Source organism: Mesorhizobium delmotii (assembly GCF_900149755.1).
GTDB lineage: Bacteria > Pseudomonadota > Alphaproteobacteria > Rhizobiales > Rhizobiaceae > Mesorhizobium > Mesorhizobium delmotii.
This window is the reverse complement of record NZ_FUIG01000039.1, coordinates 66,026-88,884: the sequence shown is the minus strand read 5'-3', so window position 1 is coordinate 88,884 and position 22,859 is coordinate 66,026. Positions and strand designations below refer to the sequence as shown.

Below are 22,859 nucleotides of genomic sequence, written 5' to 3'. Positions count from 1 at the left end.
AATGGGACCCCCCGGCGGCTAAAAGCTCATGCATTGTCAATCGTCTTGAACCACTGCACCAGGAAATCGACAAAGACGCGAACTTTCGCAGGCAAATAGCGCCGGTGCGGATAGACCGCAAAGATGCCACCACCCGGCAGGATGCGGTCATCCAGCGCGGTCACCAGCCGGCCACTTTCGATATCGGGCGCGGCGATGAAATCCGGCAGGATGGAAAATCCCAATCCCGCCACGGCGGCGGCCCTTGCCGCCATCGGGCTGTTGACCTCGATCGGACCGGAGACCGAAACGGTTACCGTGTCGCCGCCGTCGCCCTTGAACGGCCAGTTGGTCAGCCAGCGGCCGTTGGTGTCGATGATGCAGGGCACGCGGCCAAGGTCCTGCGGCCGCACCGGCATGCCGTGCTTGGCGATCAGTTCGGGCGATGCGCAGAGCCGCACCGAGAACGGCGCCAGACGCCTCGCGATCAGAGAGGAGCTTTCCAGCCGCGAAATGCGCACAGCGAGATCGAAACCTTCCTCGACCAGATCGACGAAGCGGTCGTCGAGATGAATGTCGAGCACGATGTCGGGATGCTGCTTGGCGAAGTCGATCAACGATTGGCCGATCGGCGCGTCGGCAAAGGTGCGCGGCGCCGACAGCTTGATCCTGCCACGCACGTCGCCGGAGGATTCGCGCACCGCATCGGCCAGGCTGTCGACCTCGCGGACGATTTCCGAGGCGCGGCGGTAATAGGTGTGGCCGGCCTCGGTTAGCGAGAACTGCCTGGTGGTGCGGTTGAGCAGCAGCGCGCCGAGCTCGTCCTCCAACTCGCGCACATATTTCGACAGCAGCGCCTTGGAGCGGCCGATCTTGCGCGCTGCTGCCGAAAAACCTTCGGCCTCGACCACGTCGATGAAGGCGCGCATGCGGGTCAGCGTATCCATGTCATGCGCTCCTTTGGTGGGCTGAAAGGATGCGCGCGGCAAGCGCCATCAGCTGCCGGTCGCTGTTCTCAGGTCCGAGCAGCGAGAGACCGAAAGGGGCGCCGTCGACATGGCCCAGCGGCAGGGTGATCTGCGGAAAGCCCGACAGGCCGGAAAGACACAGCAGTCTCAGCGCGCGTTCGCGATAGGTCTGCAAATCGTCGAAGGAATCGGTCTTGAGCGGGGCGGCACCCGGAACGGTCGGCAGCACAAGGACGCCGTCCTCGCCAAGACGCTCGGCAAGTTCAAGACGAAACGAAACGCGACGTTCCGTTTCACGTTGCGCGGTTGCGGCGTCGATGGTCGCGCCATGCTCGAAACGCTCCTTGACGCCGGGGCCGAGCATCCGGTCACCCTGCGAGATCCAGGCACCATGATTTTGCCACGCCTCGTATCCCTGCAGCGTGCGGAAGCACCAGTAGAGATCGTCGGTGGAATGCGAGAGCGGCGCAATGACCCGCGGCGCGCCCGTTACCGAAGAGACATGGCGGACCATGCCGCGGTATTCATCGGCTTCCCGCGGGCCGAGCACGAGCCCGTCCAGCACATCCAGGGCGAGCGGACGCTGCAATTCGTGGCGATGGAGATCGTCGCCGAGCAACTCCGCGCCGACCTTTTCGTAGGTGACCATATCCCTGGCGAACCAGCCGAACGTGTCCAGTGAAGGGGCCAGCGGCATGGTGCCATCGAGCGAGATGCGGCCATGCGTGACCCTGAGGCCGATCAGGCCGCAAAAGCTTGCCGGCGCGCGGATCGAGCCGCCGGTGTCGGAGCCGGTAGCGATGTCGGCCAGCCCGCCGGCTACCGCGGCGGCGGAACCGGAGGACGAGCCGCCAGTGATGCGGTCCGGCGCTGCCGGATTGACCGGCGACGGAAAATGCGCGTTCAGCCCCATCAGGGAGAAGGCCAACTCGTCGGTCTGCGTCTTGCCGACGAAGCGCGCGCCCGAATCAAGCAGCGCCTGGACGGCCGGCGCTGTCGCCAAGGCGGGTGAACCCTCCTGGTATTTCTGCGGATTGCCGCAGCCGGTGCGGTAGCCGGCCACGTCGTAAATATCCTTGACGGCCAGCCGCAGACCGGCAAGCGGGCCGGATTGCGCGTTGGATACAGGGACATCATCAAGGTCGAGAAAAGCGTTCAGCGGGCCGCGAGTGCCTGTCATGCGTTCGATATCCGGATACAGTTGTTGCAACATTGTTCGACGCCAGGAATTTTACAACCTGGCGTACGATTTTTATTGATTGTGAAATCCTTCGACCTTATATCGCGCTTGCCCAAAGTCGCACGTGCCTGTGGGTGTCCGCCGATCCTCAAAATGGTGAGGGATATCGGTAAGGTAACTGGAGCTAACCCCTCCAGTCGGTTTAGCGGCCAACCGCCAGACCGAGGACACCTTGAAGCAACGACGGTGCGGGCCTTTCTGGTGTTCTGCCGGTTGTCCAAAGACCGGGGTTACTGAAGAGGCACACCTTCATTGCCGGCAGTGCGGACGGGTCTCCCATCCAAGCCAAGGCAGACAAAGCGAACCGAGGCCGGGCAAGGCCAAGGTTCACCGCCGCGAGACGGCGCTTCATGGTTCCGGGGTCTCCACCGGCTGGTTCCATGGATTTGACGTCCCGCCTTTGTCCACCGCGTGTTCGCGAGGTCGATGACCCGCGTCCCGCAGCCTTTGTGCGCGCCGAAAGGCGCTGATGGAGAGACCCCGATGGCTACCCAGCGCATCCTTGACTTCCTCGCCACCCGACGTCCGAACGGCCCATGCCTCGTCGTCGATCTCGATGTCGTGCGCGACAATTTCCGCGCCTTCGAGAAGGCGCTTCCCGATTCGAAAATCTACTATGCGGTGAAAGCAAATCCGGCGCCGGAAATCCTGCGCCTGCTTGCTGCGATGGGCTCGTCCTTCGACACCGCTTCCGTTGCCGAAGTCGAGATGGCGATGGACGCCGGTGCGCCGGCGGACCGCATCTCCTTCGGCAACACCATTAAGAAGGAGCGCGACATCCAGCGCGCCTATCAGCTCGGCATCCGGCTGTTCGCGGTGGACTGCGTCGAGGAGGTCGAGAAGATCGCCCGCGTTGCACCCGGCGCCCGTGTGTTCTGCCGCGTGCTGACCGACGGCGAAGGCGCCGAATGGCCGCTGTCGCGCAAGTTCGGCTGCGTGCCGGCGATGGCAGTCGACGTGCTGCGTCGTGCCAGGACGCTTGGGCTCGACGCCTATGGCGTGTCGTTTCATGTCGGCTCGCAGCAGACCGACCTGACCGCTTGGGACCGCGCCCTTGGTGACGCCAAAAAGGTGTTCGCGACGCTCGCCGAGGAAGGCATTGTGCTCAAGATGGTCAATATGGGCGGCGGTTTTCCGACCCGTTACCTCAGGGATGTACCGGTGGCACAGGCTTATGGCCAGGCGATCTTTTCGGCGCTGCGCAAGCATTTCGGCAACGCAATTCCCGAAACCATCATCGAACCGGGCCGCGGCATGGTCGGCAATGCCGGCGTCATCAAGTCCGAAGTCGTGCTGATCTCGAAGAAGGCCGACAACGACAATGTGCGCTGGGTCTTCCTCGACATCGGCAAGTTCGGCGGTCTCGCCGAGACGATGGACGAGGCGATCCGCTACCCGATCGTGACCGCGCATGACGGCACCGAGACCGCGCCGTGCGTGCTCGCCGGCCCGACCTGCGATTCGGCCGATGTGATGTACGAGAAGACGCCGTATCCGCTGCCCCTGTCGCTGACCATCGGCGACGAGGTGCTGATCGAGGGCACCGGCGCTTACACGACGACCTACGCCTCGGTCGCGTTCAACGGCTTCGAGCCTCTCCGATCCTACGTGATCTGACGGCTCGCAAGAGCCGGTCAGATCACCCGGTGCGGGCGACGAGATCGCCCGCTTCGGTTCGCCTGTGGAACAATCCGCTCGTGAAGGATCGCGGAAATGGAAATTGTCGATTTCATTGTTGAAGGCGCTGCGCAGCGCTCGATCTCCACCCTTGAGGGGGAGATGGCCGCAAAGCGGCCAGAGAGGGTCGGCTCAGCTGTCGCGACCTCTCTTGGACTGTGTGGGGCCGGCGCTTCACGCGCGGCGACCCCCTCTGTCGCCTTCGGCGACATCTCCCCCGCGAGGGGGGAGATTGCCGGCGCTTTCGTCACCGCCGCCGAAACCGCTGCTGACGTTTCGGCGCGCGAGGCTTTGCTCGATCGCGCCATGGGGCCGAAGCGCCGGAAAAAATCGTCGGAAAAGCTGCGGCGCGGCCGCCGGCCTTCGGAAGGCCTGGCCTTTGTCACACGTGATGCGACGGGTGCCGTCACCGGCACCGTACGGCTCTGGGACGTGGTGCTGGGCGAGGGCGGTCGGGCAGCCCTTTTGCTTGGCCCGCTCGCCGTCGATCCCACAATCAAGAATGCCGGCATCGGCTCGGCGCTGATGCGCCATGCGATCACTGAAGCCGCGCGTCTCGGTCACGCCGCGATCCTTTTGGTCGGCGACGCGCCCTATTATGAGCGCTTCGGGTTCTCGGCGGAAAAAACCGGCTCGCTTGCCATGCCGGGCCCTTATGAGCGGCACCGCCTGTTGGCGCTGGAGCTGGTGGAAGGCGTACTCGCCGGCGCGCAGGGCACGCTGAAGGCGGCGGGGCGCAAGCTGAAGTCACAGCGACTGCCGCTCGCGGCCTGACGGATCGGAAACAAGCCGCCGCCCATCGGGCGGCGGCTTGTTTCCATCCCGATTGGTTGGATCAGCCGATCAACTGGCTCAGCGCCATGGCGACGCTCATGTCGCCTTCGACCTTTATCTTGCCGGACATGAACGCCATGGTCGGGTTGAGATCGCCTGATATCAGCGACTCCAGATCGTCGAGCGAAAGCTTTATGGTGCAGTCGGCCGGCGCGTCGGTGGTCGACACATCAGCGCCGTCGATGACGATGACACCGTCGCCGCCGGTATCGAATTTCACGGAACGATCGAACCCGGCACTCGCCACGCGCGCGCTGATCTTGTCGGCAATTTCCTGAACGCCCATGGCCGTTCTCCTCGTCTCGTTGCGTTTGTCGCAGATTGGCGCTTCGATTCTGGCCGAAGTCGCCGTCTTGCGCATTTCGCGATCACGGTCGCTGGGGCATATAGCTTTGGGTTGACGTTTACGTCAACGCGGTTCCCCGAGATGAGAATGGGTTTTATCGCCGCAGCGAAGCTGCCCCGTCGATGCTGCCCGGTGCGCGTTTGCGTGGCTGGAGAGATAAGGTCGCGCAGGGCATTACCTGTTTTACGAGGATTTCGGCTGCCCAACAGGTTCTCGTCGTGCGGCGGCCCTTATCGTTTCGAATGTATCCATGATCACTGTAGCAAGCGTGTCTGTTTCGGGCTGGCGAGGCTCCCGTGCCTTGACTAACAAGACGGCAGTCTCCGGCAGGTCGGGCAGGCCCTCGTCGCTCCCTACAGCCCGCAGTCCGGGCACCAGCGTTGCTTCCGGCAAGATCACCACGGCGAGACCCGCCAGGGCAGCAGCCTGCTGACCTTCGACTGTTGTGGCCGTAGACACGATTTTGTAACGCCGGCCGGCTCGTTCAAGAGCGCGAAGTGCGGTGCCGCGCCACAAGCACCCATCCAGCCATGGTGGCAGCCATGGACAGTCCCCTGGAGAAAGGGCCAACGGGAGCGGTCTTGCAAATGGGCCGAATGCTGTGCGGACATGATCCACTTCAACGGACCGCGCCACAATTCGGAGACCGGCCACTGGCGTGGCTCGTGGCCCCCGACACAGACCAGCAAATCGATGTTACCTGCCTTGAGCTGGGTACGAGCTGGCACGACGGCGCATGAGAAAGTTCGATTGTCATTGTGGGGTTGGTCGCAGCGAAACGGGCGAGAACCTGTGGCACAAAGAGATGCGCGTAGGCTTCGGGAGCCCCAAGGCGGACCGAACCGTGCGTGCCCCGCGCGCGCAAGGTCGCGAATATTTCGTCATTCAGCTCCAGCAACATCCGCGAACGCTCTATCAGAAGTCTACCGCCCTCAAGGCCGGCGAAATGGCGGTCTTCGACAATCGCCGGGTGCTTCACGGCCGCCAATCGTTCAACCCAAACACGGGGCTGAGACATCTGCGGCGATGCTATGTCGATCGGGGTGAGTTTCAGAGCCGCATTCGCGTCCTCTCCCGATAGCGGCACGACGATGATCGCGGATGTGCGGTCAGTAGCTGTCGGTACCCAAGGTCTGGAACTCCGGCCGACGTTCCTCCGGTGGGTTGGTTGCCCGAAAGCCCGCGACAATCAGGGCAGTTACAGTTTGCATCATTCAAACAGACGAGGACAGTGGCCTAGCCTGTCCCTAGCGTAGGGTCGACCTTTTGCGCTCGGAGGTGGCGTAAACGGGACCATGACAGGAGAATCAAGAGCGGTCATCTCACGCGGCGACCGCGGACGATCAGGGGAGGTAGGATGAACCCGTATCCGGCAGGCGAGGATCAAGACTCCGTGGTGGCGCTAGAAGGAGGGGACGTTCAGTCATGAGAATCAAAAGTCTGATCAAGCGTGCCGAGAAGGTGGACAGAGCATTCAAGGAACTCGAAGCCGATTTGGCGGATGCATTCGATGAGTGTCTCAACCTGGACTACCAATCGCCGTTGAATGACGTCCCGGATGAGAATCTCGCGGCAAGGAATGACAACTCTCAGCCCGAGGACGATGCGGACACTCCCGAGATCGCATTACGGCTGACTTCCCACACACAAACCCGACTGGCTGCGTTAAATGCCGTTGATGGGCTTTTTGACGATGCACGGGAGTATCTGGAGGAGATCAACACGAAACTGTCGGAGATCGCGACCTCGCATCATCTGACAGGCGAATTCCTGAAGCTGCTTCACGGGGACATTCTTCGCGCCAACGAGCTGGAACTGGCAAATGTCAGCCTGACCACACAGCAAAGAGTGCTGTCGGAGCAGCTCCACGACGCGACCAGAAAGCAGCGCGAACGTGAAAGCGCTGTCGAAGCCCTGCAGCAGCGCGAGATAAGCCTGGTCGAGGACAAGGAGGCACTTCGCGGTGCGCTGGCTGCAGCAAGGCTGGAACTCATCGTGGCAGGCAATGCGAGCGCAGAACGCGAAGCGGAGTTCGGCGACCTCGTCAAAACGCTTTCGGCCAGATCGGCCGAGGCCAACAGATGCGCACGCGAGAACGAGATACTGAGGGAAAAACATGTCAGCCTGTCGATCGATCTCGACAAGGCGCTGAAACGGGAAGCTGAGGCGCGGCACAGGCTGGATGAACTCTCGACGATCCATGCCAATGACGCGGCGCGACTTTCGGAACTGCTGGCTGCGCTTGGCAAGAGCGAGAAAGAGGAAATGCGGCTGCAGAAATCGCTCGATATCGCGCAAGCGAAGCTGTCGGAAATGACGGAAGCGGCCCGTATCATGGAGGGTGACAGGGAAGCCGAGCGTGCGCGTAGTTTCACGGAGATCGGCGGCCTGCGTTCCGAAATTCGCAACCTCCAATCACGATTGGAAGTTGCCTCAAGCGAGAACAGTCAGGCCGCCAGCGAGATCGCCAATCTCAAGGCTCAATGCAGCGACGCTGTGGCCGAAAAGCAAATTGCGGAGGAAAGGTTGTCCGCTCTCAGAAAGGAGAACGAAAACGACAAGATGCACCTTTCGACGGTGAGCGCGAATTTTTCGCAGCTTTCCCTGCAGCAGGCATCCGAACAGATACAGCTCGATGTCCAGAGGCAGGAATGCGAGGATCTGCGAGCCGAAGTCGCGTTGCTCGATGCTCGGGTCAAGGAACTGTTGCCCTATGAGCGTCTCCACAAGGTCACAAACGCCAGACCGCATGAGAACGGCGTGGTCGAGATCACCGGTGTCGTGGCGGAGAAGGCCCGCGCCACAAGCAGGCGGCGCGTCCGTACAAACCTGCGCGCTGCATCCTGAGGCGCGGGTAGGGTGCCGATTTCGTGTACGGTGTGACCCATCAGCTTGGCGCATGGATTGGAGCGTCATGTGCTCATCCAGCTGAACACACCGGCACGGTCTAGTGTTCGATCGGTCCTTTCGGCATGACGATCGTGGTGCCGGCGGTTGTCGGACGCTCGATCATGCGACGGACGCGCGGCGGCTCGTCGCCGCTGTGCAGCGCCCGTACGCGTTCGCCGATAACAGCGTCGGCATGGGTGGCCCGCTTGTTGTGGCGGATGTATTCGAGCCATGTCGGCGTGTGATAGTGCTCGATCCATATTGCGGGATTTTCGAGATCGCGCGCCAGCGTCCAGTTTCGGGCGCCGTCACGGCGGCGGATGCGGCCGCGTTCGGCCATGGTGGCCAGGAATTCCGGCACGTCCTCCTCGCGGATGATGTACTCGATCATGATGGCGATGGGGCCGCTGCGCAGTTTTAGGTCGAGCGCAAGGTGCGGTTCCTTGAAACGGTTGGTGGGATCGAGGTTGAGCACTGCCTGCTGCGGCAACGGCAACAACAGGCCGATCGCGCCGCCCGCCAGCATCGCGACAGCAGCCGCAACCAGCGCGAATTCGGCGCCATTCGCATCGGCGACGACACCCCAAATCCAACTGCCGAGCGCGATGCCGCCGAACGTCGCCGTCTGATAGACCGAGAGCACCCGGCCGACCACCCAGCGCGGCGTCGACATCTGCACGGTGACGTTGAAATGCGATAGCGCGATCACCCAGCAGGCGCCGCCGATGAGCAGCCCGAGCGACGTCTGCCAGGCGTGTTCGCTGACGGCGGCATTGAAGGCGCAGAGCGCGAAGCCGGCGAATGCCATGCGCACCATCGTCTCGCTGGACAGGATCTGCCTCAGCCGGACGCTGATCAGCGCGCCGCCGACGGCACCGATGCCGAACGCACCGAGCATGATGCCGTAGGTCAAGGCATCGCCCTTGACGACATCGCGCGCCACCAGCGGCAGCAGCGCCAGAACCGCGCCGGCGCTGAAGCCGAAAGCCGCACCCCTGACCAGCACCTTGCCGATATTGGGCGACATGGCGACGTAGCGCAGGCCGGCGCCCATCGCCGCGCCCAGCGTCTCGCGCGGCAGTGTCGAGGCCGGCAGGTCCGGCTTCCAGCGGGCAAGCACGATGAGGAGCCCGACATAACTCAAAGCGTTGGCGGCAAAGGCCGCTGCAGCACCTGCGGCGGCAACGATGATGCCGCCGATCGCCGGGCCGACGCTGCGCGTCAGGTTGAAGCCCAAGGAGTTGAGCGCGACGGCCGCAGGCAGCTTGGCGCGCGGCACCATGTCACCGACAGAAGCCTGCCATGACGGGTTGTAAAGCGCCGTGCCGCTGTTGATCAGGAAGCCGAAGGCGAGCAGCGTCCACGGCGTCATCAAGCCAAGATAGGTGAACACGGTCAACAGAACCGAGACGACCAGCATGAAGGTCTGGGCAATCAGCATGACCTTGCGCCGATTAAAGCTGTCGGCGATCGCACCGGCAACGAGCGCAAACAGCATGATCGGCAAGGTGGTCGAGGCCTGGACCAGCGCAACCTGATAGGACGAGGTGGCGATCGTGGTCATCATCCAGGCGGCGCCGACGCCCTGGATCAAGCCACCGAAATTCGAAACCAGACTGGCGGACCATACGGCACGGAAAATGCCGTGCCGGAACGGCGCCAGCGCCGAGACGCGTTCGCTGTCCGGCTCGTCGTCGATCATGGATGCTTCCCCGACTTCAAATGCTGCGTTCTTCCAGAATCGGTGCCCTCATGCCGTCCCCTAGAAGTAGAGCATGACTTCGCAAAGGGCGAACGCCTTTTCAAAGAAGATCATGGTCCAACAATAAGATAGCCGTGGTTGGAACAGGTCAGCGGCCATTCTTGCAGGCCGCGTGGAGCGCTTCGGTGAGGTGGCCGACTTCTGCCCGCCGCGCCCGCTGCCTACTAGGCCGTGAACCCATAAAACGCGAACGGCTGAGATTGGTGGGAAGCGGACTGGCGGCTTCAGGAATTTGTCTTCGATTACTTCCCAGCGGACTCGGCAACGGAAGCCGCCTGCTCCAAGAACTCGGCGCGTTGGGCAAAAAATACTTAGCGACTTGACGAAGTTTTCGCTTGCGCCACCGGCAAATTGGGCGATAGTTAGCGACATGGCTAAGCATGATCCTGCTCTCTCGCTACTCTTCCATGCGCTCGCTGATCCGACCCGCCGGTCGATCCTGACCCGGCTCGCCGAAACACCTGCGCGGGTAACGGATCTGGCTGGGCCCACGGGACTACGGCTGCCCACGGTGATGCGGCACCTTTCCGTGCTGGAGGAGGCAGGGTTGATCACCACGTCCAAGGACGGGCGGATACGCACCTGCGCCATCGTACCCGAGGCTCTGGATCCGGTGCGGACATGGCTCGATGAACAGCGGGCCATCTGGGAGGCTCGGCTCGACCGGTTGGATGCATTTGTGATGAATGTGATGAAGGAAAGCGAAGAATGACACAGAACCCCGCTACAAACAGTGCGACCCGTGCGGTGCCTGATGATAGGAAGGGCCGCTTTGCGACGCTCACCTTCGAACGGGACGTGGCCGCGCCATTGGCCGTGCTGTGGGAGGCATGGACGGCCCCGGCCGCGCGGGCGATCTGGGCTGCGCCATCGCCCTCGGTCACCGTGGAGTTCCTGGAGGCCGACACCAGGGTGGGTGGACGCGAGGTCTCGCTCTGCAAGGTAGAGGGCCATCCGGACATCCGCTGCGAGTGCGGCTGGCTGGCGTTGCAGCCGGCGCTGTGCAGCGTGAACTACGAGGTGATCTCATCCGAAGGCGTGACGCAATCGGTCGCGCTGGTGACGGCGGATATCTCGGGAACGCACGAGCGCAGCCGGCTGGTCGTGACGGTGCAACTTTCCTCGCTGGCGGAGGACATGGAGGCAGGCTATCGAGAAGGCTTCGGCGCGGGACTAGACAACCTGGCGGGCGCGGCTGAACGGACCATGGTGCTGCAGCGGGTGATTCAGGCGCCGCGGTCCATCGTGTGGGGCGCGTGGATGAACCCTGAAACGCTGCCGCAATGGTGGGGGCCGGAAGGCTTCTCCTGTCGAACGAAGAGGATCGACTTGCGAGCGGGCGGCGAATGGGTATTCGACATGATCGCGCCTGACGGCACGGTCTTCCCGAACCACCATCTCTATAACGAGGTCCGGCCCGAGGAGAGGATCGGCTATACGCTGCATTGGGGCGAAAACGGGCCGAAACATGCCGACGCCTGGGCCTCGTTCGAGGATCAGGACGGGGCAACGAAGGTAACGCTGGGCATGGTATTCAGCACGGCTGCCGAGTTCCAGGAGGCGAAGGGCTTCGGTGCCCTGGAACTGGGACTGCAAACTCTGGGCAAACTGGAACGCTTCGTCGCATCCCGCTGAAATGCTGCGACTTCCCGTCGGCCCGAATTAGGGCTTGTGGACGAGGTCCTCATCCATGTCGCGCCCGTCCTCATCGGCGACGGCATCCGCCTCTTCAGTCAGAAGGGCATGGAGCCGGTCAAGCTGGAGAAGACCGAGGTCTCGGAAGCGGGGCAGATCACCAACATGCGCTTCCGCTTCGCGGGATAGGGCCGAGAATTCACAAAGGGATACACGAAGAGGAGGGTTCTATGAGAAAACTGATCATATGGGACATGGTAACCGTCGACGGCTTCTTCGAAGGTCCTGACAGGGACATCAGCTGGTTCGTCTTCGAAGAAGAACTCGAGAACTACATTCGTGAGACCCAGGAAAAGGCCGACACGCTGATCTTCGGCCGCGTGACCTACGAGCTCATGGCAGCCTATTGGCCGTCCGAGCAAGGCTGGATCGCGGATTTCATGAACAAGATCGAGAAGGTGGTCTTCTCGCGCACGCTGAAAAGCGCCGACTGGAACAACACGAAGCTCTTCAACGGCAATGTCGCGGAAGAAGTCTCCAAGCTGAAGACCAGGGACGGCGGAGACATCTTCGTGTTCGGCAGCGCCGACCTCACGGCGACCCTGATGGAGCACGGCCTGATCGACGAGTATCACCTCGGGATCAACCCCGTCATTCTCGGGAAAGGCACGCCGCTGTTCAAGGGCGGCCCGAACCGGATACCCCTGAAGCATCTCGAGACGAGGACGCTCAAGTCAGGTGTTGTCATCCTCCATTACGCGCCGGAGAGCAGACAATGACGATCGATCCGCGGTGTGTTCCCCTTGGAACGTCGTGGGTGGCAGGCCCCGCCTCACGCGCGGTGCCCATGTGAAAGACGAAGCTTGCGGCAAGCACCGAGGCCGAGATCAGGGCATCACGGCGGCTGAGCGGCAGGCTTGGGACGGGGGTACTAGGCTTGGAGGAACTCGGTGAGTTATTCAAAAGGCGGCGCAGAGAAAGCATAGGCGGTGGTCGAACATTGAAGGGCTTTGCCCAACGGCCCGACGACAGCTCTCGAGCCGCTCTCATGATCTTTGCCAGTCGGCTTCAAAGGCCCCTTTTTGCTGAGATGACAAGGGCCGATCAACAAGCGTGGGATGACGAGGCTCGATGCGTGTTCAACTCTTGCGGCGCATCGTTCTGAATGCTCGTCATCCCATTGAGGTTAGCTCGCGGCGCTTGGCACCGGCGTGTTTAGCAACTGCTGCTCCCACAGGAACGCGATGCCGCTGCCACCGAAGTGCTGGACGAGAATCTCGGTCAGCTCCTCGACATGCTCGGTGCGCGCCCAATCGCGTTGCCATTCGCCAGCGAGCGCCATCACGGTCATCACGTTCGCGCCGGCCGCGGCCATGCGCTGGATGGCAACTTCGTGAGACTCCTTCGAAATCCCGCCCGACGCGTCGGTTATCACGGTCACGTCCCAGCCTTCGCCGGCGGCCTGGATGACAGGCATTGCGACGCAGACCTCGGTCCACAGGCCGGCGATGATCAGTTGCTTGCGGCCGGTCCCCTTGACGACGTTCACCACATTCTCGTCCTGCCAGGTGTTCACCCAGGTGCGATCGATGACTTCCTGGTCCGGAAATACGTCGGTGATCTGCTTAAAGAGAAGTCCACCGCGCGCCGCGATCACGCTGGTGAGAATGGTCGGAACATTGAAGGCTTTTGCTAGCTTCGCCAGCGCGGTCGTGTTGTTGACCACCATATGCGGATCGTGGCTGTTCAGGTTCGCGAGTTGATAAGGTTGGTGATCGATCAGAACGAGGACCGAATCTTCGGGACGAAGAAGCGAATCAAGGCCGTTACGAGGGGTCATCAAGACTTCCTTTCTCTGCCGCTATGGACGGCAATGGGTTCACGGGAGACATGCGCCAGCCGGGCGACGTTGCCTGGACGCAATTTGCTGTTCCTTTTGGTGATGCGGTAGTGCCATAGTCAGGCAAGCTGTGTCGCGAAACGAGGAACGCCGAATTGGACATCGAAGATCTACAGACATTCGTCGCAGTGGCTGATGCAAGGGGCGTATCGGCCGCCGCGCGCCGGCTCGGCGTCTCCAAGTCAATCGTCAGTCGGCGGCTTTTCCGGATCGAAGCAGAACTCGGGGTTCAGCTTCTTGCACGAACGACCCGCGGCGCCGCGCTTACGGAAGCGGGGATCACGTTCAGGGATCATGCGGCCCGAGCCAGCGCCGAGATCGACTTGGCCAGGGAAACGATCCTCCCAGCCGGTGACCTTCGCGGCCGCCTGCGAATTGCCGTGCCGCTTTCTTTCGGCCCGACTCACTTCGCCCCCGTGCTCGCGGACATGGCGCATCAGCACCCGCTGCTCCAGATCCATACCTCCTACAGCGATCGCTTCGTCGATCTCATCACCGAAGGTTTTGATTGTGCGATCCGGGTTGGCTACCTTCAGGATTCCAACCTGATCGCGAGACGTGTCGGGCCGATCTATGGGAAACTGGTCGCCAGTCCGGACTATATCAGAGTGCACGGTTCCCCCGAGACGCCGGATGAGCTCGCTGCCCATCAGTCCCTCATGCAGGGAACCGAAGCCTGGCAACTCATGGATGGCAACAAGATCGTCACGGTTCAGCCGCAGGGCAGGTTCAAGGCCGACAACGCTACGGCGCTCGCCGCCGCAGCAGCAGCAGGAATCGGCATCGCCTGGCTCCCCGATTGCATCACCTATGACTATGTGACCTCCGGAGCGCTCGTTCCGATTATGACACGCTATCCGCCACCGCCGGCGGGTGCATATGTCATCCGACCGCCGGGGCAGCACCCGGCACGGAAGATACGCATACTCACCGAAATGCTGGTCGAGCATTTCGAACGAAATCCCCACCTCTGGGGTATCGACCGGTAAAGCACTGACATCCGCGAAGCCGTTGGCAGACGACGCGCTCGCCTGCGGGCCACCGGCCTCAGCGACATCATTGCCTGCACGTTCCACTTTCCGCGACGCAGCTTGGCGCATTGCGTGGCTAGTTGCGGAGACGGCCGCCCGCTAGTTCGGGCCGTCGTCGGCGGGTAGCACTCAAGGTCGAATGGCGCGCTGAGAACTGGGGCAAGGGACGCTTCGATCTCCCGATCGATGACCGGGATGAGCAAATTCCTCTTCCGGACTGACCGGCGCTGATAAGGTGATCGCGCGGACGCGGCTCGAGCGGTCGAGGACGACATCAACGATGTCGCGTGCCGGTTGCATGCAGGATGGAGACAGCGAAAATGAGCAACAAGTGGCCCCACCTCGACTACCTCAGTTGGCGCGAGACGTGTTCCGCACTGCATCTATACTTGCAGATCGCCGGCAAATATCGGCTGGCTCATACCCCGTGGCTCAACCATTCCTGGAACGCGACCTTCTATGTCACGCCTAACGGCCTGACATCCTCGCCAATCCCCGACGGCCCTGGCATCGAGATCCTGTTCGACTTTCGAGACCACATGGTGATCGGCGCGAGCGGCGACGGCCGCAAGGCGTCTTTTGCGCTCGGGCCGACCACGGTCGCGGCATTCCACGCCAGCTTCGTCCGGCTGGTTTCCGAACTCGGCGGCACGCCGACCTTCAACGGCCAGCCGAACGAAGTGCCGGACCCCGTACCGTTCAACGAGGATCATCGCGAACGGCCCTATGACCGCGACGCCGTTCAACGCTTCCATCACGCGTCGATGGCGGTCGACAGGGTCTTCAAGACGTTCCGAACCTCCTTTCTCGGCAAATCCAGCCCCGTTCACCTGTTCTGGGGCGCTCTGGATCTGGCCGTCACGCGCTTCTCAGGGAGGCGTGCTCCTCTCCATCCGGGCGGCATTCCGGCATTGCCGGACGACGTAACGCAGGAGGCCTACGACCGCGAGGTTTCCTCGGCAGGCTTCTGGCCGGGCGGCGGCGGCATCGATTATCCCGCCTTCTACGCCTACGCCTATCCGACGCCGAACGGCTTTCGAGGCGCATCGGTCCGGCCCGATGCGGCGTTCTGGCATGACGGCCTGTCGGAGTTCATCCTGCCCTACGATGCGGTGCAGTCGGCTGCCGATGGCGACGAAGCACTTCTGGCGTTTCTCGTCTCGACCTACGAGGCCGCCGCCGATCTCGGAGGATGGGACCGCGATCTGCTGGAGTGCATGCAAGGGCGGCCGGGTCAGGTGCGGCTGCCACACGCCGAGCTGCCGAAGAAGGCCCCTTCATCGACCGACGAAAAGGTTGAACGGGAGGATGGCGCATCCAAGGGACGCTACCGGATGGTCGTCGATGGCATCGAAGCCGAGATGACCTATAGCCGCGCCGGCGAAGGGTTGATCATCATCGACCATACAGAAGTTCCAGCAGCCTTGCGGGGCCGCAAGGTCGGCGAGCAAATGGTGCGCCAGGCGGTCGAGGATGCACGACGCGAAGGGGTCAATATCATTCCGCTTTGTCCGTTCGCAAAAGCGCAGATCGACCGTCATCCGGAATGGCAGGATGTGCTTCCTCGGTCATAGGCTGCCAACAGCCCGACCACGCGCATTGCGGCGCGTGCTGAACGGCATCTTCTGGGTGCTGCGATCTGGCCTTTTTTACGAATGTCGTTGCCCAAGGCCGCTGCGCTCTCTCGGGTCGAACGCCCGGGGCAGCCCTTTGGGCGACATGCATTACCGATCTTCGAATCCGGTCAGCACGCCGACGGCGTTGATGCCGATGTCCTCGACGGCATAACCGCCTTCCATGACGAACAGCGTCGGCAGGCCGAGCTTGGCGATGCGACGGCCAATCTTGGGATAGTCGGCGCTTTTCAGCTTGAACTTGCTGATCGGGTCCTTCTCGAAAGTGTCGACGCCGAGCGAGACGACAACGACATCGGGAGCGTAAGCCGCAAGTTTTGCGCAGGCGTCCTCCAGCGAAGCATTCCAGGCATCCCATGCGGTGCCGAACGGCATGGGGTAGTTGACATTGAAGCCTTCGCCGGGCCCGGCGCCGCGCTCGTCGGCATGGCCAAGGAAGAACGGATATTCGGTCATCGGGTCGCCATGCAGGTTCAGCACCTGCACGTCGCCGCGGCTGTAAAATATCTCCTGCGTGCCGTTGCCGTGATGGTAGTCGACATCGAGGATCGAGACGCGCCTGGCGCCGTGGTCGCGGAACCATTGCGCGGCAACCGCGGCGTTGTTGATGTAGCAATAGCCGCCCATGAAGCCAGCACCGGCATGATGGCCAGGCGGCCGGCAGAGCGCGAAGGCTGATATCTCGCCGCCCTTGACCAGGGCGGCTGCGGTCAGCGCCACATCATAGGACGACTTGATCGCCTCCCAGGTGCCTTTGACGAAGCTGGCGCCGCCGTCGAAGGAGTAAAAGCCAAGCAGCGCATCGATGGTTTGGGGGCGCACATCGCCGCGCAGGCCGCGCGTCGGCCAGGTGAAGGGGATGGCCGAGCCTGTTCGGCCGGACGCTTCCCAGAGCGGCCATACGGTCGGCAGGAAATCGATGTAGTCGCTGGTATGCACCTGCTTGGCGGCAGCGAGGTCGTGCGTGTCAGGCGGCAGCACCGGGCCGAGCTTTTCGCTCTCCACCCTCGCCTTGATGAACTCGGCGCGCGAGGGCTTCTCGAAAGCCGGCACGATGGCGCCCGAAATCAGCTCGAAATTGCCGGCATGACCGGCGTGAAGAGGAGAGAAAACAGTCTTCATTTTGGCGGCCGGCTCGCTCTTCGGGTTGCGTATCCGTCATTGACGGATTGCTTTGTGGCAGAGAGTTTCAGCCCCGCCAAGAGGCATCCAGACAGTTGTTGCGAGTGGCAGCGGGACGGCTTGCCAGACGCCAAGACTCTGCTAGCCTAAACTCAAACGGGAGAAAATTATGCCGCCATCGGCCGATCTGATCGTCGAGAACGCCAGCATATTGACGATGGATCCCGATACCCCCCGCGCCGAAGCCATAGCCGTCAAGGGCGGCGAAATCATTGCGATCGCAGATCGCGCGACCGTGCTGGAGCACAAGGGACCCGGCACGCGCGTCATCGACGCCGAGCGCGGCTCCGTCGTTCCCGGCTTCATCGAAGCGCATATGCATCTTTTCGCCGGCGCGGCCGAGCTCGATCACCTCCAGCTGATGGGCGTGCACGGTTTCGATGCGCTTTGCGACGCTGTGCGCAATTATGCCGCAAAGCGGCCGGATCTATCCGTCCTGCAGGCGCAAGGCGCCGACTACACCATCCTGTCGGCGGCCGAGCGGGTCAGCCGCCATCACCTCGACCGCATACTGCCGGACCGGCCCTTCGTTATGGCGGCGCCCGACCACCACACGATGTGGGCGAACACCAAGGCGCTGGAATTGGCCGGCTTGCTGAGAGGCAAGCGGCTTGGTCCCGGCAATGAGATCGTCATGGGCGACGACGGGCTGGCCAGCGGCGAATTGCGCGAGGGCGAGGCTTTTGGGCCGCTGATCGCGCTGGCTGGCGAGGAGCGTGTGCGGCTCGGCCTGGCCACCGGCGGCGAGCCGGACCCGAAACCGACGCCGGCGGAGCAGACCTCCGACCGGGCGATCATGCGCCGCGGTTTGGAATGGTGCGCCAGGCACGGCATCACCTCGATCCAGAATATGGACGGCAATCTGCACCAGCTCGAGCTCCTGTCCGAGATCGAGGCCGAGGGAGGGTTGCTGTGCCGGGTGCAGGTGCCGTTCCACTACAAGAACTTCATGACGCTCGACATGCTCGACAAAGCCTCGGTGATGGCTGAGCGCTACAATGGCGAATGGCTGTCGTCGGGCATGGTCAAGGTGTTTTACGACGGCGTGCTCGATTCATGGACTGCGGTGATGGTCGAGCCCTATGCGGACCGTCCGGATTGGCTGGGCGAGCCGCTTTTCACGCCGCAGCAATTCATCGACCTTGCCGTGGCCGTCGACAGGCGCGGGCTGCAGATAGCAGTGCACTCGATTGGCGACGGCGCCGTGCGCGCCGTGCTCGACGGCTACGAGGCGGCGCAGAAGGCGAAATGGCAGGCGCGACGGCCGGCATCGGGTCGAGCATATCGAGGTGGTCACCGCCGCCGACGTTCCGCGTTTCGCGAAGCTTGGCGTCATTGCCTCGATGCAGCCACCGCATCCGCCCGGCAGCATGGGCTTGCCGCTGGAACCAACAGTGTCGCGCATCGGGCCCGCCCGCTGGCCGCTGAGCTATGCGTGGCGGACGCTGAAGAATGCCGGCGCGCGCGTCGTCTTCGCCTCCGATTGGCCGGTGTCGCCGATCGATCCGATCCTGGGCATTCAGGCGGCAATGCTGCGCAAACCATGGGCAGACAGTGATCCCGACCAGAGCTTCTCGCTGCATGAATCGCTTGCGGGCTATACGGTGGAAGGCGCCTATGCCGAGTTCATGGAGCACCGCAAGGGCCGCTTGAAGTCAGGCTTTATGGCCGATCTTGTGGTGCTGTCAGGCGACATCGAGGCGACCGCGCCGGAAGCGCTGCATACGGTGCGGCCGGTGACGACGATCTGCGGCGGCAAGATCACTTATCAGGCATGACGGTGGCATGGGAATTGCGTTCTGAATCGACATTCAGATGTACGCTTGCCAAGCCATGCGCCGTGTGCTGACAATCGAGTGGGAACTGGATTCGCCCTTAAGAGCGGACACAAGAATGGGGTAATCGTGCCGGAACAACCGGGTAGAAGTGCAATTGAAGTTCGTGGCGTCCGCAAGGTGTTCGGTACCGGGGAGTCACAGGTCGCCGCCCTCGACACAGTTTCGGTGTCGATCCGCGAAAATGAGTTCTTCACGCTGCTTGGTCCGTCCGGCTGCGGGAAGACGACGCTTTTGCGGCTGATCGCCGGCTTCGATTTCCCGAGCGCCGGCGAGATCCTGCTGCATGGCCAGGACATCGCGCCGCTGCCGCCGTTCAAGCGGCCGGTCAATACCGTGTTCCAGAATTATGCGCTGTTCCCGCATATGACGGTGGCCGAGAACATCGGCTTCGGGCTCGAAATGCTCGGCAAGCCCAAGGCCGAAGTGAAGGCGCGCGTCGCCGAGATGCTGAAGCTGGTCAAGATGGAGGCGCTCAGCAACCGCCGCACCAGCCAGATTTCCGGCGGCCAACAACAGCGCGTGGCGCTGGCGCGGGCTCTGGCGCCGCAACCAAAAGTGCTGCTGCTCGACGAGCCGCTGTCGGCGCTCGACTTCAAGCTGCGCAAGGAGATGCAGATCGAGCTGAAGCGGCTGCAGCACGAGACCGGCATCACCTTCATCTTCGTCACCCACGACCAGGAAGAAGCGCTGACCATGTCGGACCGCATCGCGGTGATGTCGTCGGGCAAGATCCTGCAGGTCGGGACGCCCTGGGATATCTATGACAAGCCGGCGGAGCGCTTCGTCGCCGACTTTATCGGCGAAACCAATTTTCTCACCGCGGCCATATCAGGCATGGGCAACGGCAAGGCACGCGCAACGCTCAAATCCGGCGCGATGATCGACGCGACCGTGGCTGAGGGCTTCCAGCCGAAGGACAATGCCACCGTGGTGGTCAGGCCGGAACATGCCAAGCTGACCAGCGGCAAGGGCGACCTGTCAGGCACGGTCGAAAACATAGTCTATTTCGGCACCGACACGCATATCCATGTTCGACTGGACAGCAGCGAGGCCTTCACCGTGCGTCAGCAGAACACGCGCAGCGCCGGCTGCGGCTTCGAGCGGGGCGACAAGGTCGGCATTTCGATCGGCAACGACGCCGCACAAGTGCTGAGGGATTGATGGCGAGCGCGGAACAAGTCGCCGAGGACGCCGAACGCCGTGAAATCCGCGATCGCTGGCTGCTGTCGGCGCCGGCACTGATCATCATCTTTCTCGCGGCGACCGGCCCTCTGCTGATCGTCGTGATCTATTCCTTCCTGACGCCGGGGCCGTATGGCGACGTGGTGTGGAAATTCTCAACCGACGGCTGGCTGTCGGTGCTGATGCAGCGTGACATCTTCGACGATACGCTGGCCTTCGCCGACGCGCATTTGTCGATCTTCTGGCGCTCGGCCAAGCTGTCGTTCATGACAACGATCTTTACGCTGCTGTTTGGCTTCCCGACTGCCTATTTCATCGCCACCCGGCCGGCGCGGCAGCGCGACATCTGGCTGTTCCTGATCACCATCCCGTTCTGGACCAATCTGCTGATCCGCACCTTCGCCATCCAGGAGGTGATCCGCAACGAGGGCATCGTCAACACGGTGCTGATCAAACTCGGCATCATCAGCCAGCCGATCCAGATGATGTTCACCGATTTCGCGCTGATGGTCGGCATGACCTATGTCTATCTGCCGCTGATGGTGCTGCCGCTCTATGCCAGCATGGAAAAGATCGACTTCCGGCTGGTCGAGGCGGGTTACGACCTCTATGCCAACCGCTTCCAGGTGCTGAGGCGGGTCATCATCCCGCTGGTCAAGCCCGGCATCATCGCCGGCTCGATCCTGGTCTTCATCCCGGCGCTGGGCGCCTATGTCACCCCGCGCGTGCTCGGCGGGTCGAAGAATATGATGCTCGGCAATCTGATCGAGCTGCAGTTCGGGCAAGGCCGCAACTGGCCGCTCGGCTCGGCGCTGTCGCTGTCGCTGATGGCGATCGTGATGGTCGCGCTGCTCCTATATGTCCGCTCCGTCGGGCGCCGGGGTGGCGCGCATGGCTAGCCGCTTCGACATCCGCCGGCAGACCGGCTTTACGACCATCGCAATGATCTGCTTTTTCGCGCTGTACCTGCCGATCGTCACGCTTGTTGTCTATGCCTTCAACGCCGGCAATTCGATCGCGATCTGGGAAGGCGTGTCGCTGCGCTGGTTCTACCAGGCCTGGAGCAACAGCCAGGTCGTCGATGCCGCCATCCGGTCGCTGCAAATCGCTTCGGTCGCCGCGACTATTGCCACGATCGTCGCCACCATGGCTGCACTTGCTACGACCCGAACGAAGCCATATCCCGGCCTCGGCTTCAAATACGCCTTCATCAACCAGCCACTGATGGTGCCGGAAATCGTCACCGCGGTGGCGCTGCTGATCTTTTTTTCGCGCATCAAGATCTGGACCGGCTATTCGGGGCTGGGCTACCTGATGGCCGCGCACACCGCCTTTTGCATCCCCTTTGCCTATCTGCCGATCCGGGCGCGGCTCGAGAACATGGATCTGTCGTTGGAGATCGCTGCGGCCGACCTCTACGCGACACCCTGGAAGGCTTTTCGGCGCGTCACCTTTCCGCTGCTCTGGCCAGGCATCCTTGCCGGGCTGATGCTGGCCTTCGTCATCTCGCTGGACGACGTCGTCATCACGGAGTTCGTCAAGTCCGGCGGCCAGGATACATTGCCGACTTACATGCTCGGCCAATTCCGGCGCGTTATCACGCCGGAAATCAACGCGATTTCGACGGTGTTCCTGCTGATCTCGATATTGATCGTCACCGTCTTCTTTTTCATCAGCAGGAAAAAGGATCAGGAGTGACAGGAGAAACGATGAAGTGGAAACTGACTGCGACGGCACTCAGCGCCGCGCTGTTCGCCTCGGCGGGTCTCGCCCGCGCCGATGGCGAACTCAACTTCTACAATTGGGGCAACTACACCAGCCCCGACCTCATCAAGAAATTTGAGGAAAAATACAAGGTCAAGGTGACCGTCACCGACTACGATTCCAACGACACCGCGCTGGCCAAGATCAGGCAAGGCGGCAGCGGCTTCGATATCGTGGTGCCCTCGGCGAGCTTCGTGCCGATCTGGATCGGGGAAGGGCTGCTCTTGGAGACAGAGCCGAACAAGATGGAGAACTTCAAGAACATGGATCCGAAATGGGTCGATGTTCCCTTCGATCCGGGCCGCAAATACACCGTGCCGTGGCAGTGGGGCACGACCGGCGTCACGGTCAACACCTCGGTCTACAAGGGTGATCCCAACACCTCGGCCATCTTCATGGACCCGCCGCCGGAACTGGTCGGCAAGGTCAATGTCGTGCCCGAAATGGCCGACGTCATGCATCTCGCCATCAGATATATCGGCGGCGAGCCGTGCACCGGCGACAAGGAGGTGCTGAAGAAGGTGCGCGATGCGCTGGTGGCGGCAAAGCCGAAATGGATATCGATGGACTACGGCACGGTCGAGAAGTTCGCCAAGGGCGACTTCGCCGCCAGCGTCGACTGGAACGGCGCATCCTTCCGCTCCCGCCTGCAGAACAAGGACATCGTCTATGGCTATCCGAAGGAGGGCTATCCGATCTGGATGGACAATCTCGCGGTGCTGAAGGACGCCAAGAACGTCGAAAACGCCAAGCTGTTCCAGAACTTCATCATGGATCCCGAGAACGCCGCGATGATCTCATCTTTCGCGCGCTACGCCAACGGCATCAAGGGATCGGAAGCCTTCATGCCTGAGGACATGAAAACGGCGCCGGAGGTCAACATCCCCGCCGAGTTCGTCGACAAGGGCAAGTTCATGCTGAACTGCGCGCCCGACGTGCAGGCACTCTACACCAGGATCTGGACCGAACTGCAGAAGTGATCGCATTGTGACGGACCC

General features: G+C 62.2%; 21 protein-coding genes and 1 pseudogene. 15 read left to right on the top strand and 7 right to left on the bottom strand.

Annotation, left to right across the window (positions count from 1 at the left end; translation table 11 throughout):
• Window positions 1–26: 26 nt before the first annotated feature.
• Window positions 27–926, bottom strand: a complete 900-nt coding sequence (locus BQ8482_RS22765; protein ID WP_123149638.1) for a LysR family transcriptional regulator — start codon at window positions 924–926, stop codon at window positions 27–29.
• A 1-nt stretch (window position 927) separates the two neighbouring features.
• The gene (locus tag BQ8482_RS22760) at window positions 928–2,127 is read right to left on the bottom strand and encodes an amidase (RefSeq protein ID WP_123149709.1); all 1,200 of its coding nucleotides are present in this window, start codon (window positions 2,125–2,127) and stop codon (window positions 928–930) included.
• Window positions 2,128–2,670: 543 nt separating this feature from the next.
• On the opposite strand from BQ8482_RS22760, the gene odc2 reads away from it, so the two are divergent.
• Entirely contained in the window at window positions 2,671–3,804 is a 1,134-nt protein-coding gene (gene odc2, locus BQ8482_RS22755) for an ornithine/lysine decarboxylase (protein ID WP_123149637.1), read from the top strand.
• Window positions 3,805–4,074: 270 nt separating this feature from the next.
• On the top strand, window positions 4,075–4,638 hold the full coding sequence (locus BQ8482_RS22750; protein ID WP_244602941.1) for a GNAT family N-acetyltransferase: 564 nt from the start codon (window positions 4,075–4,077) through the stop codon (window positions 4,636–4,638).
• Between the two features lie 61 nt (window positions 4,639–4,699).
• On the opposite strand, the gene BQ8482_RS22745 is transcribed toward BQ8482_RS22750, so the two are convergent.
• A complete protein-coding gene (locus tag BQ8482_RS22745; protein ID WP_123149707.1) occupies window positions 4,700–4,984 on the bottom strand; it encodes an SCP2 sterol-binding domain-containing protein in 285 nt (94 codons plus the stop codon).
• A 243-nt stretch (window positions 4,985–5,227) separates the two neighbouring features.
• Entirely contained in the window at window positions 5,228–5,503 is a 276-nt protein-coding gene (locus BQ8482_RS40360) for a hypothetical protein (RefSeq protein ID WP_342210979.1), read from the bottom strand.
• A gap of 277 nt (window positions 5,504–5,780) precedes the next feature.
• Between BQ8482_RS40360 and BQ8482_RS39490 the strand changes: the two genes are divergently transcribed.
• Both BQ8482_RS39490 and BQ8482_RS22725 read left to right on the top strand, forming a co-directional pair.
• Complete coding sequence (locus BQ8482_RS39490; protein ID WP_244602935.1) at window positions 5,781–6,125, top strand: TauD/TfdA family dioxygenase; 345 nt, start codon at window positions 5,781–5,783, stop codon at window positions 6,123–6,125.
• Between the two features lie 344 nt (window positions 6,126–6,469).
• Window positions 6,470–7,891 carry a coiled-coil domain-containing protein gene (locus BQ8482_RS22725; protein ID WP_123149634.1) on the top strand — a complete coding sequence of 474 codons (1,422 nt, stop codon included), beginning with the start codon at window positions 6,470–6,472 and terminating at the stop codon, window positions 7,889–7,891.
• 100 nt (window positions 7,892–7,991) lie between these two features.
• On the opposite strand, the gene BQ8482_RS22720 is transcribed toward BQ8482_RS22725, so the two are convergent.
• Entirely contained in the window at window positions 7,992–9,635 is a 1,644-nt protein-coding gene (locus tag BQ8482_RS22720) for an MFS transporter (RefSeq protein WP_123149633.1), read from the bottom strand.
• 430 nt (window positions 9,636–10,065) lie between these two features.
• On the opposite strand from BQ8482_RS22720, the gene BQ8482_RS22715 reads away from it, so the two are divergent.
• The 4 genes from BQ8482_RS22715 to BQ8482_RS22700 are packed head-to-tail and all read left to right on the top strand — an operon-like array spanning window position 10,066 to window position 12,109.
• Window positions 10,066–10,407: an ArsR/SmtB family transcription factor gene (locus BQ8482_RS22715; RefSeq protein ID WP_123149632.1), complete on the top strand. Its 342-nt coding sequence runs from the start codon at window positions 10,066–10,068 to the stop codon at window positions 10,405–10,407.
• Window positions 10,404–11,330, top strand: coding sequence for an SRPBCC family protein (locus BQ8482_RS22710; RefSeq protein WP_123149631.1), 927 nt, complete (start codon window positions 10,404–10,406; stop codon window positions 11,328–11,330). Before BQ8482_RS22715 ends, BQ8482_RS22710 begins: the two co-directional genes overlap by 4 nt.
• A gap of 36 nt (window positions 11,331–11,366) precedes the next feature.
• Window positions 11,367–11,519: a dihydrofolate reductase family protein gene (locus tag BQ8482_RS22705; RefSeq protein WP_123149630.1), complete on the top strand. Its 153-nt coding sequence runs from the start codon at window positions 11,367–11,369 to the stop codon at window positions 11,517–11,519.
• A 41-nt stretch (window positions 11,520–11,560) separates the two neighbouring features.
• Window positions 11,561–12,109: a dihydrofolate reductase family protein gene (locus BQ8482_RS22700; protein WP_123149629.1), complete on the top strand. Its 549-nt coding sequence runs from the start codon at window positions 11,561–11,563 to the stop codon at window positions 12,107–12,109.
• A gap of 407 nt (window positions 12,110–12,516) precedes the next feature.
• On the opposite strand, the gene BQ8482_RS22690 is transcribed toward BQ8482_RS22700, so the two are convergent.
• Complete coding sequence (locus BQ8482_RS22690) at window positions 12,517–13,170, bottom strand: hydrolase (protein WP_123149628.1); 654 nt, start codon at window positions 13,168–13,170, stop codon at window positions 12,517–12,519.
• A gap of 155 nt (window positions 13,171–13,325) precedes the next feature.
• On the opposite strand from BQ8482_RS22690, the gene BQ8482_RS22685 reads away from it, so the two are divergent.
• Together BQ8482_RS22685 and BQ8482_RS22675 are read left to right on the top strand one after the other, a co-directional pair.
• Entirely contained in the window at window positions 13,326–14,219 is an 894-nt protein-coding gene (locus BQ8482_RS22685; RefSeq protein ID WP_123149627.1) for a LysR family transcriptional regulator, read from the top strand.
• 362 nt (window positions 14,220–14,581) lie between these two features.
• Window positions 14,582–15,835 (top strand): DUF5996 family protein, encoded by a 1,254-nt coding sequence (locus BQ8482_RS22675; RefSeq protein WP_123149706.1) that lies wholly within the window; start codon window positions 14,582–14,584, stop codon window positions 15,833–15,835.
• Window positions 15,836–15,985: 150 nt separating this feature from the next.
• Here the strand turns inward: BQ8482_RS22675 and BQ8482_RS22670 are convergent, their stop codons facing one another.
• Window positions 15,986–17,017, bottom strand: coding sequence for a histone deacetylase family protein (locus BQ8482_RS22670; RefSeq protein WP_123149626.1), 1,032 nt, complete (start codon window positions 17,015–17,017; stop codon window positions 15,986–15,988).
• 169 nt (window positions 17,018–17,186) lie between these two features.
• Here BQ8482_RS22670 and BQ8482_RS39480 point away from each other — a divergent pair.
• From BQ8482_RS39480 to BQ8482_RS22645, 5 genes and pseudogenes are all read left to right on the top strand, one after another.
• Window positions 17,187–18,855, top strand: a pseudogene (locus BQ8482_RS39480) (amidohydrolase).
• Between the two features lie 126 nt (window positions 18,856–18,981).
• Window positions 18,982–20,076, top strand: coding sequence for an ABC transporter ATP-binding protein (locus BQ8482_RS22660; RefSeq protein WP_123149625.1), 1,095 nt, complete (start codon window positions 18,982–18,984; stop codon window positions 20,074–20,076).
• The gene (locus tag BQ8482_RS22655; protein ID WP_123149705.1) at window positions 20,076–20,996 is read left to right on the top strand and encodes an ABC transporter permease; all 921 of its coding nucleotides are present in this window, start codon (window positions 20,076–20,078) and stop codon (window positions 20,994–20,996) included. Before BQ8482_RS22660 ends, BQ8482_RS22655 begins: the two co-directional genes overlap by 1 nt.
• The gene (locus tag BQ8482_RS22650; RefSeq protein ID WP_123149704.1) at window positions 20,989–21,795 is read left to right on the top strand and encodes an ABC transporter permease; all 807 of its coding nucleotides are present in this window, start codon (window positions 20,989–20,991) and stop codon (window positions 21,793–21,795) included. Before BQ8482_RS22655 ends, BQ8482_RS22650 begins: the two co-directional genes overlap by 8 nt.
• A gap of 11 nt (window positions 21,796–21,806) precedes the next feature.
• Entirely contained in the window at window positions 21,807–22,841 is a 1,035-nt protein-coding gene (locus BQ8482_RS22645) for an ABC transporter substrate-binding protein (protein WP_123149703.1), read from the top strand.
• The last annotated feature ends 18 nt before the right edge of the window (window positions 22,842–22,859 follow it).